This window comes from Streptomyces sp. NPDC033221, assembly GCF_055577005.1.
In genome coordinates this window covers 206,598-223,413 of sequence record NZ_JBVIQN010000002.1, presented here as the reverse complement: position 1 = coordinate 223,413, position 16,816 = coordinate 206,598, and the positions used below count along the sequence as shown (strand labels likewise).

Here is a 16,816-nt window from a genome sequence, read left to right as displayed (position 1 = left end):
ACCTGAGGCGCGTGGGTCAGAGGGTGGGGCGGGTCATGGTGAAGCGGGCGTTGATCTGTGCGTACACCTCTTGGCGTGCGGGTTCGAGGTCGAGGGCGGGGGCGCTTTCGGCCGGGGCCGCGCCTCCGTAGGCGACGGAGCGGAACATGCCGCCGGGCGCCGGCATCGGCGTGGCGTCGTCGGCGCCGGTGTCGGCGAGTTCGAGGACCGCGTCGAGGCGGGCGCCGAGGGCTTCGGCGTATTCGCGGGCGCGCTGGACGGCTTCGTGGACGGCTTGCCGGCGGGCTTCGCGGTGTGCGGGCGAGTCGGGGCGCAGGGCCCACCAGGGGCCGTCGACGCGGGTGAGGCCGAGGTCGGCGAGGCGGGTGGTGAGTTCGCCGAGGGCGGTGAAGTCGGCGAGGGTGGCGGTGACGCGGACGCGTCCGTGGTAGGCGCGTACGCGTTCGTGGCGGCCTTTGGCGGTGATTTCGGGGGTGACGGAGAAGGCGCCGGTGTCGAGTTTTTCGACGGCGTCGCCGTAGCTCTTGACGAGGGTGAGGACCTGGTCGTTGCGGTGGGTGAGGTCCTTGAGGGTGGTGGTGCGGTCGGTGCCGCGGGCCTGGACGGTGATGTCGATGCGGGCGATCTCGGGGTCGGCCTCGATACGGGCTTCGCCGCGGACGGCGAGGCGGGGTGCGTCGGGGGTGCCGTACGGGAGGGCGGCGGGCCGGGTGTCGGGGTCGGTCATGGGGGGCAGCCTGGCACGGGACCGGGTGTTTGTCAGGGAGTGGCCGGGCGGAGCGGTCATCTGATCGCAACCTGTAAGGGCTGTTCCGGGTGGGGTTGCTGGGCCAGAATCTACGCGCGTTGTCCATGTGTGTCGCGGTGGCCGGAGTGTCGCGGTGGGCGCCGGTTGAGTTGCCGTCGCCGCGGTCCGCCGCCGTGTTTCGTCGAAGGAGATGTACATGCCGCTCGGCCGTAGGAAGTTCCTGGGGAGTTCGGTCGCCACGGGCGCGGGGGCCGCGCTCATCGGTACGGCGGCGCCGCCGGCGGCGGCCGCGCCGGTGCCCGGTGGCGGGAGGCGGCCCGCACGGCGTTACGCCTTCACGGTCATGGGGACCACGGATCTGCACGGCAACGTCTTCAACTGGGATTACGCCGCCGACGCGGAATTCGACGACAAGGACCACAACGATGTGGGGCTGGCGAAGATTTCCACGTTGGTGCGGCGGGTCCGGGAGGAGAAGGGCGCGCGCAATACGCTGCTGATCGACGCGGGCGACACGATCCAGGGTACGCAGCTGGCGTATTACTACGCGAAGGTCGATCCGATCACCGGTCCGAACGGTCCGGTGCATCCGATGGCGAAGGCGATGAACGCCATCGGCTATGACGCGGCGGCGCTCGGTAATCATGAGTTCAATTACGGGCTGGCGGTGCTGCGGAAGTTCGAGGAGAGCTGTGACTTCCCGCTGCTGGGGGCGAACGCGGTGGACGCGAAGTCGCTGCGGCCGGCGTTTCCGCCGTACTGGATGAAGCGGTTGTGTACGCCGTGCGGTGGTCAGGTGACGGTGGCGGTGCTGGGGCTGACGAATCCCGGTGTCGCGATCTGGGACAAGGCGCATGTGCAGGGGAAGCTGGCGTTTCCGGGGCTGGAGGAGCAGGCCGCGAAGTGGGTGCCGAAGCTGCGGTCGATGGGTGCGGACGTGGTGATCGTGTCGGCGCATTCGGGGACGAGCGGTACGTCGTCGTACGGGGATCAGCTGCCGCATGTGGAGAACGCGGCGGCGCTGGTGGCGGAGCGGGTGCCGGGGATCGACGCGATTCTGGTGGGGCACGCGCATGTGGAGGTGCCGGAGCGGCGCGTGGTGAATCGCGAGACCGGTCGTGAGGTGGTGTTGTCGGAGCCGTTGAAATGGGGGCAGCGGCTGACGCTCTTCGATGTCGAACTGGTGCGGTCGCGGGGGCGGTGGTCGGTGGAGTCGGTGTCGGCGAAGGTGCTGAATTCCAACACGGTTCCGGAGGATGCGCGGATCACCCGGCTGCTGCGTGCCGAGCAGCGGAAGGTGGTGGCGTACGTCAATCAGGTCATCGGGCGGTCGAAGGCGGAGATGACCGCGGCGGAGGCTCCGTACAAGGACACGCCGGTGCTGGATTTCATCGCGTTCGTCCAGGCGGAGGCGGTGCGGAAGGCGCTGGCGGGTGGGGAGCACGCGAAGCTGCCGGTGCTGTCGCAGGCTTCGTGTTTCTCGCGTTCGGCGGTGGTTCCGGCGGGTGCGGTGACGATCCGGTCGATGGCGGCGCTGTATCCGTTCGACAATACGCTGGAGGCGCGGATTCTGACCGGGAAGCAGTTGCGGGAGTATCTGGAGTTCTCCGCGCGGTATTACGTGCGGACGCCGGCGGGTGGTCCGGTCGATCCGGCGAAGCTGACGAATGCGGACGGCATTCCGGATTACAACTACGACGCGGTGAGCGGGGTGTCGTACGAGATCGACATCGCGAAGGAGCCGGGGCGGCGGATCGGGAAGCTGTCGTTCGAGGGGAAGCCGGTGGCGGACGACGCGCGGTTCGTGCTGGCGGTGAACAACTACCGGGCGAGCGGCGGCGGCAACTTCCCGCATGTGGCGAAGGCGCCGCAGGTGTGGTCGACGTCGGAGGAGATCCGGAATGTGATCATCGGCTGGGTGGAGGAGACCGGGGAGATCGACGGGGCGGCGTTCGCGTCCGTGGACTGGCGGCTGACCCGGGACGGGGTGCCGGTGTTCTGATTCCGGCGCGGGGTCTGATGCCGGCACGGTGCCTGATACGGGCACGGTGATCCGGTCCCGCGTGGTGCGCGGCGGCCCAGGTGTCCGTAGGGGCGGAGCCTGGGCCGTGCGGTTCAGGGGTTTTCGATGAGGGTGGAGTTGGGGCGGGGGATGTCGGTGAGGGTGCGGGGCGGGGAGGGGCGCAGGCCGAAGGTGGTGAAGGCGGTGCGTGTGGGGAGAGGGTAGGTGGTGCTGTCGGTGAGGGAGTTGAGGATGGTGGCGCTGCGCCAGGCGGAGAGGCCGAGGTCGGGGGTGCCGACGCCGTGGGTGTGGTGTTCGGCGTTCTGTACGTAGACGGAGCCGGTGACGCAGGGGTCGAGGAGGAGGCGCTGGTCGGCGTCGATGCGGGGGCGTCCGGCGGCGTCGCGGCGCATGTAGGGGTCGAGGGCGGCGAGCAGGGTGTCGGTGCGGCCTTCGCGGTAGCCGGTGGCGAGGACGACGGCGTCGGTGGTCAGGCGGGAGCGGGCGCCCTGGTGGGGGTGGTCGAGGTGGAGTTCGACCTTGGTGGTGCCGACGCGGCCCGCGGTGCGGACGGTGACGCCCGGGGTGAGGGTGGCGTCCGGCCAGCCGCCGTGCAGGGTGCGGCGGTAGAGCTCGTCGTGGATGGCGGCGAGGGTGGCGTGGTCGATGCCTTTGTGGAGCTGCCACTGGCCGGGGAGGAGTTCGTCGCGTACGGGTTCGGGGAGGGCGTGGAAGTAGCGGGTGTAGTCGGGGGTGAAGTGTTCGAGGCCGAGTTTGCTGTATTCCATGGGGGCGAAGGCGGCGGTGCGGGCGAGCCAGTGGAGGCCTTCGCGGCCGGTGGGGCGGGCGCGTAGCAGGTCGAGGAAGACTTCGGCGCCGGACTGGCCGGCGCCGATGACGGTGATGTGTTCGGCGGTCAGCAGGCGTTCGCGGTGGGCGAGGTAGTCGGCGGCGTGCAGGACGGGGACGGTGGGGGCGTCGACGAGGGGTTTGAGGGGGTCGGGTACGTGGGGGACGGTGCCGACGCCGAGGGCGAGGTTGCGGGCGTGGGTGCGGCCGAGGGCTTCGGCTTCGCCGTCCTCACCGAGCTGGGTGTAGTCGACTTCGAAGGCGGCGCGGTCGTTGTTCCAGCGGACGGCGTCGACCTGGTGGCGGAAGTGCAGGCCGGGGAGGTTTTCGCTGACCCAGCGGCAGTAGGCGTCGTATTCGGCACGGTGGATGTGGAAGCGTTCGGCGAAGTAGAAGGGGAAGAGGCGTTCCCGGTATTTGAGGTAGTTCAGGAAGCTCCAGTGGCTGGCGGGGTCGGCGAGGGTGACGAGGTCGGCGAGGAAGGGGACTTGGAGGGTGGCGTCCTCGATGAGGAGGCCGGGATGCCAGTGGAAGGCGGGGCGCTGGTCGTAGAAGGCGGTGCGCAGGTGGGTGAGGGGCTGGGCGAGGGCGGCGAGGGAGAGGTTGAAGGGGCCGATGCCGATGCCGGCGAGGTCCAGTGGTTCGTCGGGCTCGGTGGAGGGCCGGGTGGGGGTGGGTTCGGGGTCGGGGGGCCGGGTGCCGGCGGTGCGGAAGCAGGTGGGGCCGGGGCGTCCGGGGTCCGGGGACGGCAGTTGGAGGGTGACGGCGTCGGGGTGGGGGGTGGTGCTCATCGGGGGGTGTGGCCTTCCACGAGTTTCAGCAGTGCGGCGAGGTTGTCGGTGGTGGTGTGGGGGTTGAGGAGGGTGGCCTTGAGCCAGAGGCCGGTGGGGGTGGCGGCGCGGCCGAGGACGGCGCGGCCGTGGTGCAGGAGGCGGCGGCGGATGGTGGCGACGGTGGTGTCGTCGGCGCCGGTGGGGCGGAAGAGGACGGTACTGAGGGTGGGGCGGGAGTGGAGTTCGTACGCGGGGTGGTGGTCAATGAGGTCGGCGAGGGTGCGGGCGGCGGCGAGGGTGCGGTCGATGAGGTCGGCGAAGCCGGTGCGGCCGAGGGCCTGGAGGGTGACGGCCATCTTGAGGATGTCGGGGCGGCGGGTGGTGCGCAGGGAGCGGCCGAGGAGGTCGGGGAGGCCGGCTTCGGTGTCGTCGTCGGCGTTGAGGTAGGCGGCGCGGTGGGTGAGAGGGGTGAGGTCGGTGGTGCGGGGGACGGCGAGGAGGCCGGCGGCGACCGGTTGCCAGCCGAGTTTGTGCAGGTCGAGGGTGACGGTGTGGGCGTGATGCAGGCCGTCGAGGAGGGGGCGGTGGGTGGTGCTGAGGAGGAGGGGGCCGCCGTATGCGGCGTCGACGTGGAGGCGGGCGCCGTGGGTGCGGGTGAGGTCGGCGAGGGCGGGCAGCGGGTCGATGGCGCCGGTGTCGGTGGTGCCCGCGGTGGCGCAGATGAGGACGGGAGGGCCGGAGGTGCCGGGGTGACAGAGGCCGGTGAGGGCGGTGTGGAGGGTGTGGGGGTCGAGGGTGCCGTCGGGGGTGGGGAGGGTGAGGGGTTCGGGGAGGCCGAGGAGCCAGGCGGCGCGGTGGATGCTGTGGTGGGCGTTGGCGCCGCAGACGACGCGCAGGGGCTCGGTGTGGCGGGCGCGGGCGTGCTCGCGGGCGAGGAGGAGGCCGAGTTGGTTGGACTCGGTGCCGCCGGTGGTGACGAGGGCGTCGGGCCGGTCGTCCTCGTGCGCGCGTACGGGGGCCGCGGGGGCGTCGGGTGCGTACGGCCGGGAGGCGCCGTCGGGCCCGTGCGGGTAGACGAGCGCCGCGAGTTCGCGGGCGGTGCGGGCTTCGAGGGCGGAGGCGGCGGGGGCCTGGTCCCAGGAGTCCATGGACGGGTTGAGGGCGGCGGCGGCCAGGTCGGCCGCGGCGGCGAGGGCCAGCGGCGGGCAGTGCAGGTGGGCCGCGCAGTGCGGGTCGGCGGGGTCGGCGGCGCCTTCGGCCAGGGCCTGGACCAGGGCGCGCAGCGCTTCGTGGGCCCCGCGGCCGGTCTCGGGGAGGACCGGTCCGGTGGCCTCCCGCAGCCGCGCGGCGACGCGGCCGGGGCCGCCGGCGGGCAGCGGCCCGCCCCGGGCTTCCGCGCCGTCGCGCAGCGCGTCGAGGACGGTGCCGAGGAGGGGGCGCAGGGCGTCGGGGCCTGCGGCTCCGCCGGCGAGGGGCGGGGTGTTCATGGGCGGTCCTTCGGGTGCGCGACAGCGGGCACACCACAGACTGGCCGGGGCCGGGTGGCGTACCTGCCGAGCTGGGCGAGCTCAACCCGAAAGGGGTACCGAAGTGCCGGGTGGGGCGGCGGTGATCACATTGCCTGCTATGCAGTCCGTACGGCCTGTACGGGCTGCCCACCGGGGGCCGGGGGGCGGGCTGGTTCCGGGGGCGGGGTCGGCGGGTGCGTGCCGAATCCTTTCCGCGCAGGGGCACGCCGTAGCCGCTCTACCGCTTGGCCCGTCTCCTTCCGATAGGTCGGCCTCTCCCCCGCTCAGCCCGCCTCTCCCCTCCGGCAAGCCGGGCCTGGCGCCCCGCCTGGCCCGGCGGACGGGGCGGCCGCCCCTGCCGGGCCGGACGCCCCGTCTGGCCCGGCGCTCCCGCACTCCGCTACACGCCCCGTACCCGCAAGGCCCTCCTCAGGTCGTCCAGCTGGTCAACCAGCTTGCGACGCAGGGCCGGGACCAGGCCGGCGGTGCGCAGGCACTCCTCGCCCAGTTCGAGGGTGACGGTGTCGACGAACGGCGTGGGGAAGGCGAAGCGGCCGACGGAGTCGGCGAGGGCCGGGCCGCGCCGGGCTCCGAGGGCCGCCGCGGCGGGGAAGTAACGGCCGACGTACGGGCGCACCAGGTCGAGCTGTTCGGGGGCCCAGAAGCCGGCGGCGGTGGCGTTGAAGAGGTAGTTGGACAGGTCGGTGTGCTCGTCGGTGGTGAACAGGGCGTCCCAGGCGGCCTGTTTGGCGGCCGGGTCGGGCAGGGCGGCGTGGCAGGTGGCGGCGCCCTGGCGGCCGGTGGCGCTGGGGTCGCGGGCCAGTTCGTCCTCGATGGCGGCGGGGGTGGTGGCGCCGAGGACGGCGAGCCGGCCGAGGATGCGCCAGCGCAGCTCCGGGTCGAGGGTGGGGCCGCCGGGGACGCTGCCGCCGGAAAGCCAGTCCTGTATGCCGTCGGGGGTGGTGGCGCTGTCGATGAAGGTGCGGACGGCGGCCAGGCGCAGTCCTTGGCCGTCGCCGTTCTCGGAGCCTTCGGTGCGGCGCAGGATGTCGCGGGCGACCGTGCTGAGGGTGTTCAGGGCGGCGGGCCGGTCGGCGGCGGGGAGGTAGCGGTCGGCGATCTGGCCGCGGGCGAAGGCGAGGGCGCCGGAGACGATGGCGATGTCGGTTTCGTACGGGAGGTGGGCGCGGACGGTCTCCAGGTACGCGGCGGGCTGCAGTGCGCCGTCGCGGACCATGTCGCGGGCGGCGTTCCACACGACGGCGCGGGTGAGGGGGCCGGGCAGGCCGGAAAGGGCTTCGCGGACGGTGTCCCAGGAGATGGGGTCGAGGCGGATCTTGGTGTAGGTGAGGTCGCCGTCGTTGAGGAGGATCAGGGCGGGACGGGCGCCCGGTGCGGTGTGGCGGCGCTGCAGCACGGCGCTCCGCGCGCCGGTGTGCGGGGTGCCGGTGACCGGAGCGGGACCGGTGGCGGGAGCGGGGCCGGCGACCGGTGCCGGACCGGCGACCGGAGCGGGGCCGGCGACCGGTGCGGTGCCCGGCGCGCCGTAAGCCGGTGCGGTGGCGTCCTCCTGGGGTTCCGCCGCGGGGATGTCCCAGGCGAGGTGGTCGCGGGCGACGAGGCGGGTGGGGTCGGTGGGGTCGCGGTCGTACAGTCCGGCGGTGAGGTGGTGCGGGCGGCTGCCGGCCCGGTCGACGCGCAGGGACCAGCCGCCGTCGGGTGCGGTGCCGACGACGGGGGTGAGGGTGTCGACGCCGGTGGTGCGCAGCCAGCTCTCGGCCCAGGCGTGTACGTCCCGGTCGGTGGCCTGGGCGAGGGACTCGACGAAGTCGGCGAGGGTGGCGTTGCCGAAGCGGTGGCGGGTGATGTGGTCGTTGACGCCGGCGAGGAAGTCCTTCTCGCCCATCCAGGCGACGAGCTGGCGCAGGGCGGAGGCGCCCTTGGCGTAGGAGATGCCGTCGAAGTTGAGGAGGGCGGAGGCGGTGTCGGGCACGTCCTCGGGGGCGGGGGCGACGGGGTGGGTGGAGGGGCGCTGGTCGGCGTCGGAGCCCCAGCCCTTGCGGGCGATGCCGAAGTCGGTCCAGGTGTCGGTGAAGCGGGTGGCTTCGGACAGCACCTGATAGCCCATGTACTCGGCGAAGGACTCGTTGAGCCAGATGTCGTCCCACCACTGGAGGGTGACCAGGTCGCCGAACCACATATGGGCCATTTCGTGGGCGATGACCACGCCGCGGGTCTGACGCTCGGTGTCGGTGACGGCGGAGCGGAAGACGAACTCCTCGCGGAAGGTGACCAGGCCGGGGTTCTCCATGGCGCCCGCGTTGAATTCGGGGACGAAGGCCTGGTCGTAGGAGTCGAAGGGGTAGGGCTCGTCGAACAGGGCGTGGAAGCGGTCGTAGCAGCGGCGGGTGATGTCGAAGATCTCTTCGGCGTCCGCGCTCAGGTGGGGGGCCAGGGAGCGGCGGCAGTGGATGCCGAAGGGCAGTCCGGCGTGTTCGGTGCGGACGGTGTGCCAGGGGCCGGCGGCGACGGCGACGAGGTAGGTGCTGATGGGCGGGGTGGCGGCGAGGGTCCAGTGGTTCGCCTCGCCGTCCTGGCGGGTGGCGGTGCCGTTGCCCAGGACGGTCCAGCCGGCGGGCGCGGTGACGGTCAGTTCGAAGACGGCCTTGAGGTCGGGCTGGTCGAAGGCGGCGAAGATGCGCTGGGCGTCGTCCAGGAACAGCTGGGTGTAGACGTAGGTCTCGCCGTCGGCGGGGTCGGTGAAGCGGTGCATGCCCTCGCCGGTGCGGGAGTAGGACATGGCGGCTTCGAGGCGCAGTTCGTGGTCGCCTTCGGCGAGGCCGGTCAGCGGCAGGCGGTTGCCGTCGAGGGTGGCCGGGTCGAGGGGGCGGCCGTCGAGGGTGGCGGAGCGCAGCTCCTGCGCCTTGACCTCGATGAAGGTGTCGCCCGGGGTGCGCGCACTGAAGCGGACGGCCGTGCGGGACACGAAGTGGTCGGGTCCGTGGGTGAGGTCGAGGTCGATGGTGTAGCGGTGGACGTCGAGGATTCGGGCTCGGGTCTGCGCCTCGTCGCGCGTCAGTGCGGGCATGTGCGCCATGCTGCCGTACGGCACTGACACCGCGCATTGGTCCCGTGATTTTTCCGGCCGGGGCGCGCCCCGCGTGTGCTGCCGTGCGCCCCGGCCGTGGCCGGGTCAGCCGATCCGTGGCGGGTCGTCGGGGTCCGGTACGCGGGTGGACCAGCCGCCGGGGACGGTGTGCCCCTGGCGGGCGCGGAAGCGGACGGGTGCGGTGCCGACGCGGCGGGTGAACAGGCGGCTGAAGTAGGCCGGGTCGGTGTAGCCGACGCGGCGGGCGACGGCGGCGACGGGGAGTTCGGTGGCGGCGAGCAGTTCCTTGGCGTGGCCGAGGCGGATGGCCAGGAGGTAGTCCTTGGGGCTGCAGCCGGCGCCGCGGCGTACGGCGGTGCGCAGGGCGGCGGGGGTCATTCCGTGGCGGGCGGCGTGTTCGGTGACGGACAGCGGCAGGAACGCGTCGCGGGCCAGGGCCTGGAGTACGGGGTGGCCGTCCGCGTCGGTGTCGGCGCGGGCGCGGCGCAGGGCGACGAGGAGTTCGTGGACGGCGGCTGCGGTCTCGACCTCCAGGAGGGGGTTGCCGCGGCGGGCGGCGCGGGTGATGCGGCCGATGGCGGTACGGGCGGCGGCGGTGTCGGCGAGGGGGACGAGGGGGCGGTCGGGTTCGATGTAGCCGAGTTCGGTGTAGGTGGTGGTGGCGGGGCCGGTGAAGTCGACGAAGCTTTCGTCCCAGCCGGTGTGCGGGTCGGCGCCGTAGTGGTGGGTGACGCCGGGGACGAGCCACAGCAGGGCGGGGGCGGTGACCGGCCGGCGGGTGCCGTCGGGGCCTTCGGACCAGCCCCGGCCGGCGCCGATGACGACGGCGACGTGATGGTCGAGGACGCGCGGGCCGACGGGTGGCAGGGTGCCGTGCTGGAGTCCGACGCCGAGGCAGACCAGGCCGAGCCGGTGGTGGACCGGGCTCGGTGTGAAGTACCGCATCCAGGTGTGGTACACGCGGGCTCCTTCCCGAACTGCCGTGGCGGCTGTGGCTGCCGTAGCGGCCGTAGCGGCCGATGTTCAGTTGCGGCCTGTCGTGGCGTGCTGTGGCCTGTTGCGGGCCGTTCCGGCCCAGTTCCGATCGTCTTCCGTCCAATCACCGCCGATCTTTGTCCATGGACCCCCGCGCCGCCAGAGGTGAGGGTGAGCGGGCGGAAGACCAGGCGGACGGACGGGGCGGGCGGCATGGGCGGTTTCGTGGTGGGCGGGCGGGACTTCGAGCGGGACGGGCGCCCGGTGCGGCTGCTGTCGGGCGCCCTGCACTACTTCCGGGTGCACGAGGCGCAGTGGGGTCACCGGCTGGCGATGCTGCGCGCCATGGGCCTGAACTGCGTCGAGACGTACGTGCCCTGGAATCTGCACGAGCCGCGGCCCGGCACCTACCGCGATCCGGAGGCGCTGGGCCGCTTCCTGGACGCGGCGCACGCGGCGGGGCTGCTCGCACTGGTCCGGCCCGGCCCGTACATCTGCGCGGAGTGGGAGAACGGCGGGCTGCCGCACTGGCTGACCGGCCCGCTGGGGCGGCGGGTGCGCACCCGCGACGCGGAGTACCTGCGGGCGGTGGAGGGGTGGTTCGGGCGGCTGCTGCCGCAGGTGGTGGCGCGGCAGTACGACCGCGGGGGCCCGGTGGTGATGGTGCAGGCGGAGAACGAGTACGGGTCGTACGGCAGCGACCGGGAGTACCTGGCGCACATGGTGGACCTGCTGCGTGGCCTCGGGGTACGCGTACCGCTGTTCACTTCGGACGGTCCCGAGGACCACATGCTCACCGGTGGTTCAGTGCCGGGTGTTTTGGCCACGGCCAATTTCGGTTCCGGGGCGCGGGAGGCGTTCGCGGCGCTGCGCCGTCATCAGCCGGAGGGTCCGCTGATGTGTATGGAGTTCTGGTGCGGGTGGTTCTCCCACTGGGGTGACGCGCCGGTGGCGCGTTCCCTGGAGGACGCGGCGGAGGCGCTGCGCGAGATCGTGGACTGTGGCGCGTCGGTCAATGTCTACATGGCGCACGGCGGTACGAACTTCGGCGGCTGGGCGGGGGCGAACCGTTCCGGCGTGCTGCACGACGGTGCTCTGCAGCCCACCGTGACGTCGTACGACTACGACGCGCCGATCGATGAACGCGGGCGCCTTACGGAAAAGTTCCACCGCTTTCGCGAGGTGCTGGCAGCGTACGCGCCGGGCCCGCTGCCCGACGTCCCCGTACCGCCGCCGGTCCTCGCCGTGCCCGTACGGGCTGAATCCGGCGGGTGGGCGCCGCTCGTGGACGTACTGGAGGTGCTGGGCGGCCCGGAGGTGACGTCGGGTGTGCCGCCGACGTTCGAGGAGCTGGACGTGGACCGGGGTGTGGTGCGCTACCGCTTCGAGGTGCCCGGTCCGCGTGGGCCGTTGTCGCTGCGTGTCACCGGTCTGCGCGACCTGGCGGTGACGTACGTGGACGGAGTGCGCGGGCCGACGCTGCACGCGGAGGAGGCGGAGATCGGTGCGGCGGTGGCCGGGCCTGCCGGCGTGGAGCTGTGGGTGGAGTCGCTGGGGCGTGTCAATTACGGTCCACGGCTCGGCGAGCCGAAGGGCATCACGGGCGGGGTGCTGCACGAGCGGCAGTATCTGCACGGTGTACGGGCGCGGGGGCTGCGGCTGGATGCGTTGGAGGACGCGGCGGTGGTGGAGCTGGTGCCCTTCAGGGAACCCGGTGACCACCCCTTCGCTGCCGGGCAACCGGGCCTCTACCGGGCCACGCTGCCCGTCACCTCCCCCGGCGACGCCGCCCTCGAACTGCCCGGCTGGACGCGTGGCTTCGCCTGGATCAACAATTTCTGCCTGGGGCGCTACTGGGCGTCCGGACCACAGCGCACACTGTTCGTCCCCGGGCCCGTGCTGCGTCCGGGCGCCAACGAGTTGCTCCTGCTGGAGCTGGAGGGCGCCCCCACCCTTGAGGGGGAAGGGGCAGGGGCGCCCGGTCTGGTGCCCTGACGCGTCGGGTTCCGGTGCCTGGGCGCGTCAGGCCTCCCGTACCTCGCGTACCTCGAACGCGTCCAGGACGAACTCCGCCTTCCCGTCCCCGCCCGTCTTCCGCAGTCCCACCCATGCCTCGCCGCTCTCCGGGGCAGTGAACTCGTAGGTGTGCGTGGCGGGCGCGGTGGCGACGGGCAGCGGTGTGCGGCTCAGTTCGCGGGGTGCGGGCTCGTCGACGGCGGTGATCCAGGCGTACTGTCCGGCTTTCTCGTTCTGGTAGCGGAAGCTGACCCGGTAGCGGCGGCCGGGGACGAAGCGCACGGTATGCGGCACCGTGCGGTGGACCAGTCCCTCGTTCTCGCCGCGGGACTTCAGTGACTGGCCGCCGTCGATGACGTCGTCGATGGTCTTGCCGTTCCAGCCGCGCTGGGTGAAGGGCGCGTGCCGCTGCGCGATGTGCGTGCGCGGGTCGGTGACCTGGCCCGCGTCGCCCTTGACGAAGGGGCCCCAGCCTTGCGGTACGTGCTCGAAATCCTCGTACGCGACGGTCCCCGGCCGACGGGTGGGAACTGCGGGGACCACCCGCACGTTGTCGAAACGAACACGGGGTGTGCCCGCCGCGACACCGAGGGTGAGGGTGACGGGGCCGCCGCCCTCGGGGACGGTGAAGGGGGTGAACATCCGTTGGAAGCGGGTGCCGTGCTTGCGGTCGGCGGCGACGAAGTTGCCGGCGGTGGAGATCTCGGTCCAGTTGGCGGCCGTGACGCCGTCGCCGGTGCGTACCTCCAGCGTGGCCCGGCGCCGCTCCCCCGGCTGCGCGCCGACCTCCACCTGTACGGAGGCCGCGTAGGTGCCGGGTGCCAGGCGGGCGAGGCGCTGGGTGACGGCCGCCGCGCCGCCCGCGCCGACGACCAGTTCGTGGTCGCCGAGGGCGCTCGGCTCGACGGTGGCGGGCCCGGTGACCTGCCAGGCGTCGAGGGTGCCGGAGTGGAAGCCGGGGTCGGCGAGCGGCGTGCCCTCGCCCCAGCCGGGTCCGCCGTGGCCGCGCCCGCCGCTTTCCGGGCCCCAGCCTTGGCCTCCCTGGGTGGGGGCGGGGCGGCGGTGGATGACGTACGGCTGCCCGGCCTCGGCCGTGAGGCGGACCTTTCCGCCGCGTACGGTCAGCCGCCGCGGCCGGCTTCTGCCCTGGTCGGTGAGCCGGTGGGCGTACACGCTCCGGGTGCCGGACCAGCCGCGCGGCAGGGTCCAGGCGGTCGTGCCGCCGGCGGGGTTGTAGTGGTAGAGCTTCTCGGGGTCGGTGGCCCGGCGTGGTTCCCAGGGCAGCAGGTAGGTGCCGCCGTCGTAGACCAGCCGCCCGTCGGTGGTGATGCGGCGGGTGCCGCCGGTGTCCGTGACGGTGGTGGCGGTCGGGCCCTCGAAGGTGATCTCGTGGTCGCGCCAGGTGCGGATCGGGTACGCCTGGAGGTATTTGGCGGGCAGCGCGTCCACCCAGATGATCTTGTAGAAGGCGTGCCAGTCGGTCTTGCCGACCCAGCCCTCGAAGTTGCCCATCCGGGCACCGCCCAGCAGCGTGGGCCACTTGTTCGCGAACACGTCCTTCTGGTGGTTGCGTACGAAGCGGATGAGCCGGGAGTTGATGCCGCGGGAGGTGTCGCCGCCGTAATCGGTCTCGTTGGCCCAGTGGGACCACAGGGCGGACCGTTCCAGGCCGTGGCCCCATTCGGTGGTCACCTGCCAGCCCTGGGCGCGCAGGTGGCGCTGGAGGCGGTCGGAGTTCCAGCCGGACTCGCGGAAGACGTCGATGTAGAGGGTGTTCAGGGCGGGGTCGGTCTCCTCGCGCAGCTGCCGGAAGCGGCGGACGATGTCGCCGGAGACCAGGTCGCGGCGGGCGTCGATGCGGTAGGACTGGTCGAGCCAGTCCCACTGCGCGTCGTTCTTGTCGACGAGGGTCTCGGAGAAGGCGTGCGCGACGGGGTAGGACTCGGTGGCGTTGACGTGGACGGCGAAGTCGCTGTGCCACTTCTTTCCGGCGCGCAGCAGGGTGTTGAGGTCGGCGAGACCACCGGCCCGCTGGTTGTGGTTGCCGCCGTAATCGGGGTGGGCGGAGTCGTGCCCCTCGGACTGGTAGCCCTTCAGGAGCGTGAACTGCCGCAGACCGTCGGTCGCCAGCGCGATCCGTTTGATGTTGTCGAGGGTGGCCAGGAAGGGGTTGGTGGCCTGGCTGGCGAAGTTGAAGGGGATGTGGGCGACGACGCGCAGGTGCTGTTCGTCGGCGCCGAGCGGGCTGACCATGATGTCGCGCAGTGCGATGGCGGCGTCCTGCCAGTCGGCGGTGCCGTCGCCGTTGCGGTCGCGGGTGAGGATGACGGTGGCGTACGGCAGGGGCTCGGTGTCGGCCACGGGCGCGGTGGCCGCGCGGTGGGTCCACTGGCCGCAGCCGAGGCGCGCGAAGCGGTGGCCGCCGCTCGCCGTGGTCTGGCGCCACAGCCGCCCGTTCTCCCAGGTGGTGGCCCCGGAGGGGGTGTCGTACACGGTGTTGGTCTCGATGGCGGCGGCCAGTCGGCCGGTGGCGGCGACCGCGTACGCGCAGCCGGCGGGCGCGGCGTCCACGGGGGTCGTCGGGCCGATGCGGACGAGGGTGTCGCCGCTTTTGGCCTTGTCCAGGTCGATACGGGCCGCGAGGACCGCGGCGCCCGGCTGGTCGTCGCGGACGCTCAGCAGGGCGAGGCCGGGGATCTGCAGGGTGCCCACACGAAGGGCCGGGGTGTCGGCGATCCTGGTGACACGCCAGTCGACGCGCCAGCCGCTGACGGTGATCTCGGCGATGATCTCGGTGCCGCCGTCGAAGGCGAGGGTGTACACGATGCGGTCGGTGGCCGGGCGGGAGGTGACCCGGGGCGTGCGGGCGGTGCCGTCGACGAGGAGCCGGGTGACCGGGTCGGGCTGGCCGTACAGGACGGCGCCGGTGCCGCGGTCGGTGTAGGAGAGGACGCGGGGGAAGGCGGTGTCGACGCGGACGTCCAGCGCTCCGGACCGCAGCACCGCCTCACCGGACCGGGGCGGGTGCGGGACGGTACCCGGGCCGGTGCCGTTGCTGTGGGCGTACGCGCTGCCGCCGGCGAGCGGGAGGGCACCGGCGATCCCGGCGAGCGCGGTGCCGACGACGATCTTCCTCCGGCTGGGACCGGGCGCCGCGCCGGCCGGGGTCCCGGGGCCCGTCGGCCCTGCGGTATCCGCCGACTCTTCCGCGTTCGGTGCTGCCGCATACGCCGGTACTGCCGTATCCACCGGTGCTTCCGCATCCACCGGTGGTGCTTCCGTATCCGCCGGTACTGCCATGTTCGCCGGTACTGCCATGTTCGCCGGTACTGCCGCGTCGGTCGGCTGCTCCGCGTCTGTCGGTCCGTTCACGTGCGCTCTCCGTCCTTCGCACCGGCTCTGCCCGTCGCGGGACAGGGTGCTGGGTGCGCGGCGGGCGCGCCCATGGACAAAGGGGCGGGAGGTGTTGGACTAACGGGCGGCGATGGGGTGTGCGTACGCCACGCACGATCTGCACACCCGGCACGGTATGTGCACCCCGCGCACCCCGCGCATCCCGTACGCCCGACACGAAGCGTGCACCCCGTACGCCCTGCACCACCCGCACGCCCCACACGCCCCGAACAACCCCCCGCGTCAGCCGGGCTCGCCCCCGTACGCCCCCTTCTCCCCCTCCTCTCCCTCTTCTCCCGTCGTCCCCTCCTCCCCCAACGGCAGCACCGCCCGCACCTCCCACCCGCCTTCCGGTGCGGGGCCCGCGGTCAGCCGGCCGCCCATCGCTTCGGCCCGTTCGGTGAGTCCGGCCAGGCCGAAGCCGCCGCCGCGGGCCTCTTGGGGGAGGCGGGCGGGGTGTCCTCCGTCATCGGCGACGCGCAGTTCCAGGCCGGGCGGTACGGCGCGGAGGGCGATGCGGACGGCGGTGGCGTCCGCGGCGTGCTTGCGGATGTTGGTGAGGGCTTCGCGGACGATGCGGAAGACGGCCGCCGCGACCTCCGCGGGGACCGTCTCGTCGAGGCCCTTGTCGATGTGCAGGGTGACGGGCGGGCCGGTGCGGGCGTAAGCCTCGGTGAGGGTGCGTACTTCGGCGAGTCCGGCGAGCGGCCGGTTGCGTGCGGCACCCTCGCGCAGGACCCGTACCAGGCGGCGCATCGCGCCGAGCGCCTCGCCGCCGGAGGATTCGATCCGTTCGAAGGCGGCGTCGGCCTGGGGTCCGCTGAGCGAGGTGAAACGGGCGGCGCGGGCCTGGACGACGATGCCGGTGACGTGGTGGGCGACCAAGTCGTGCAGTTCGCGGGCGAGTTCCAGGCGTTCGGCGGACCGTACGGCGGCCAGGTCCCGCATCCGCTGGGCATCCTGCCAGCGCAGGATCATCGAATAGGCGCTGACGACGACGGTGAGCACGCCGTAGACGACGGTGTACGGACCGAGGCGGATGTCGCGCATGGGGGCGAGGACGCAGGACAGGCCCAGCATGGGGCCGAGGACGGCGGCGGTGCGGCCGGGGGCGCGGTGCAGGACGCCGGTGAGCAGGACGAGCAGCGCGATGCCTTCGCCGAGGCCCCACACCTCCAGGGCGTGCTGTCCGGCGATCAGGACCACCGAGGCGGTGAGGGAGACGCTTGCGGCGGCCCAGGCGCGGACCTTCAGCGGGACGTGCGCGTTGGGTACGGCGCACAGGCAGACGACGACCGCGGCGGCGACGACGGTCGCGTGCGGGCGGGTGGGCTGGCGGGCCAGGGCGACGGTCTCGAAGCCGACGAGGAAGAGCAGGACCACGGCGAGGGCGAGTCTGGCGGCGGTGGCCTTGCGCGGGTGGGCGCGTGCCCACCCGGACAT

The 16,816-nt window shown here is 72.8% G+C and carries 9 protein-coding genes; 2 read left to right on the top strand and 7 right to left on the bottom strand.

Translation table 11 applies throughout. From position 1 onward, the window contains the following. Positions 1–16 precede the first annotated feature (16 nt). Entirely contained in the window at positions 17–727 is a 711-nt protein-coding gene (locus ACZ53K_RS03035; protein ID WP_468831321.1) for an SIMPL domain-containing protein, read from the bottom strand. 217 nt (positions 728–944) lie between these two features. Here ACZ53K_RS03035 and ACZ53K_RS03030 point away from each other — a divergent pair, with 217 nt between their 5' ends. Then, positions 945–2,750 (top strand): bifunctional metallophosphatase/5'-nucleotidase, encoded by a 1,806-nt coding sequence (locus tag ACZ53K_RS03030; protein ID WP_468831319.1) that lies wholly within the window; start codon positions 945–947, stop codon positions 2,748–2,750. A gap of 113 nt (positions 2,751–2,863) precedes the next feature. Here the strand turns inward: ACZ53K_RS03030 and ACZ53K_RS03025 are convergent, their stop codons facing one another. The 4 genes from ACZ53K_RS03025 to ACZ53K_RS03010 all read right to left on the bottom strand — a co-directional run bounded on the left by ACZ53K_RS03025 (position 2,864) and on the right by ACZ53K_RS03010 (position 9,949). Next, positions 2,864–4,390: a lysine N(6)-hydroxylase/L-ornithine N(5)-oxygenase family protein gene (locus ACZ53K_RS03025; protein ID WP_468831316.1), complete on the bottom strand. Its 1,527-nt coding sequence runs from the start codon at positions 4,388–4,390 to the stop codon at positions 2,864–2,866. Further along, positions 4,387–5,859 (bottom strand): pyridoxal phosphate-dependent decarboxylase family protein, encoded by a 1,473-nt coding sequence (locus ACZ53K_RS03020; RefSeq protein WP_468831313.1) that lies wholly within the window; start codon positions 5,857–5,859, stop codon positions 4,387–4,389. The genes ACZ53K_RS03025 and ACZ53K_RS03020 overlap by 4 nt, the downstream gene beginning before the upstream one ends. 421 nt (positions 5,860–6,280) lie before the next feature. Beyond that, a complete protein-coding gene (gene pepN, locus ACZ53K_RS03015) occupies positions 6,281–8,968 on the bottom strand; it encodes an aminopeptidase N (protein ID WP_468831310.1) in 2,688 nt (895 codons plus the stop codon). Positions 8,969–9,073: 105 nt separating this feature from the next. Continuing rightward, positions 9,074–9,949, bottom strand: a complete 876-nt coding sequence (locus tag ACZ53K_RS03010; RefSeq protein ID WP_468831307.1) for a helix-turn-helix domain-containing protein — start codon at positions 9,947–9,949, stop codon at positions 9,074–9,076. Positions 9,950–10,177: 228 nt separating this feature from the next. Between ACZ53K_RS03010 and ACZ53K_RS03005 the strand changes: the two genes are divergently transcribed. After that, entirely contained in the window at positions 10,178–11,959 is a 1,782-nt protein-coding gene (locus ACZ53K_RS03005; RefSeq protein WP_468831895.1) for a glycoside hydrolase family 35 protein, read from the top strand. Positions 11,960–11,986: 27 nt separating this feature from the next. On the opposite strand, the gene ACZ53K_RS03000 is transcribed toward ACZ53K_RS03005, so the two are convergent. Together ACZ53K_RS03000 and ACZ53K_RS02995 are read right to left on the bottom strand one after the other, a co-directional pair. Beyond that, entirely contained in the window at positions 11,987–15,109 is a 3,123-nt protein-coding gene (locus tag ACZ53K_RS03000; protein ID WP_468831893.1) for an endo-alpha-N-acetylgalactosaminidase family protein, read from the bottom strand. Positions 15,110–15,616: 507 nt separating this feature from the next. Then, entirely contained in the window at positions 15,617–16,816 is a 1,200-nt protein-coding gene (locus ACZ53K_RS02995; RefSeq protein ID WP_468831304.1) for a sensor histidine kinase, read from the bottom strand.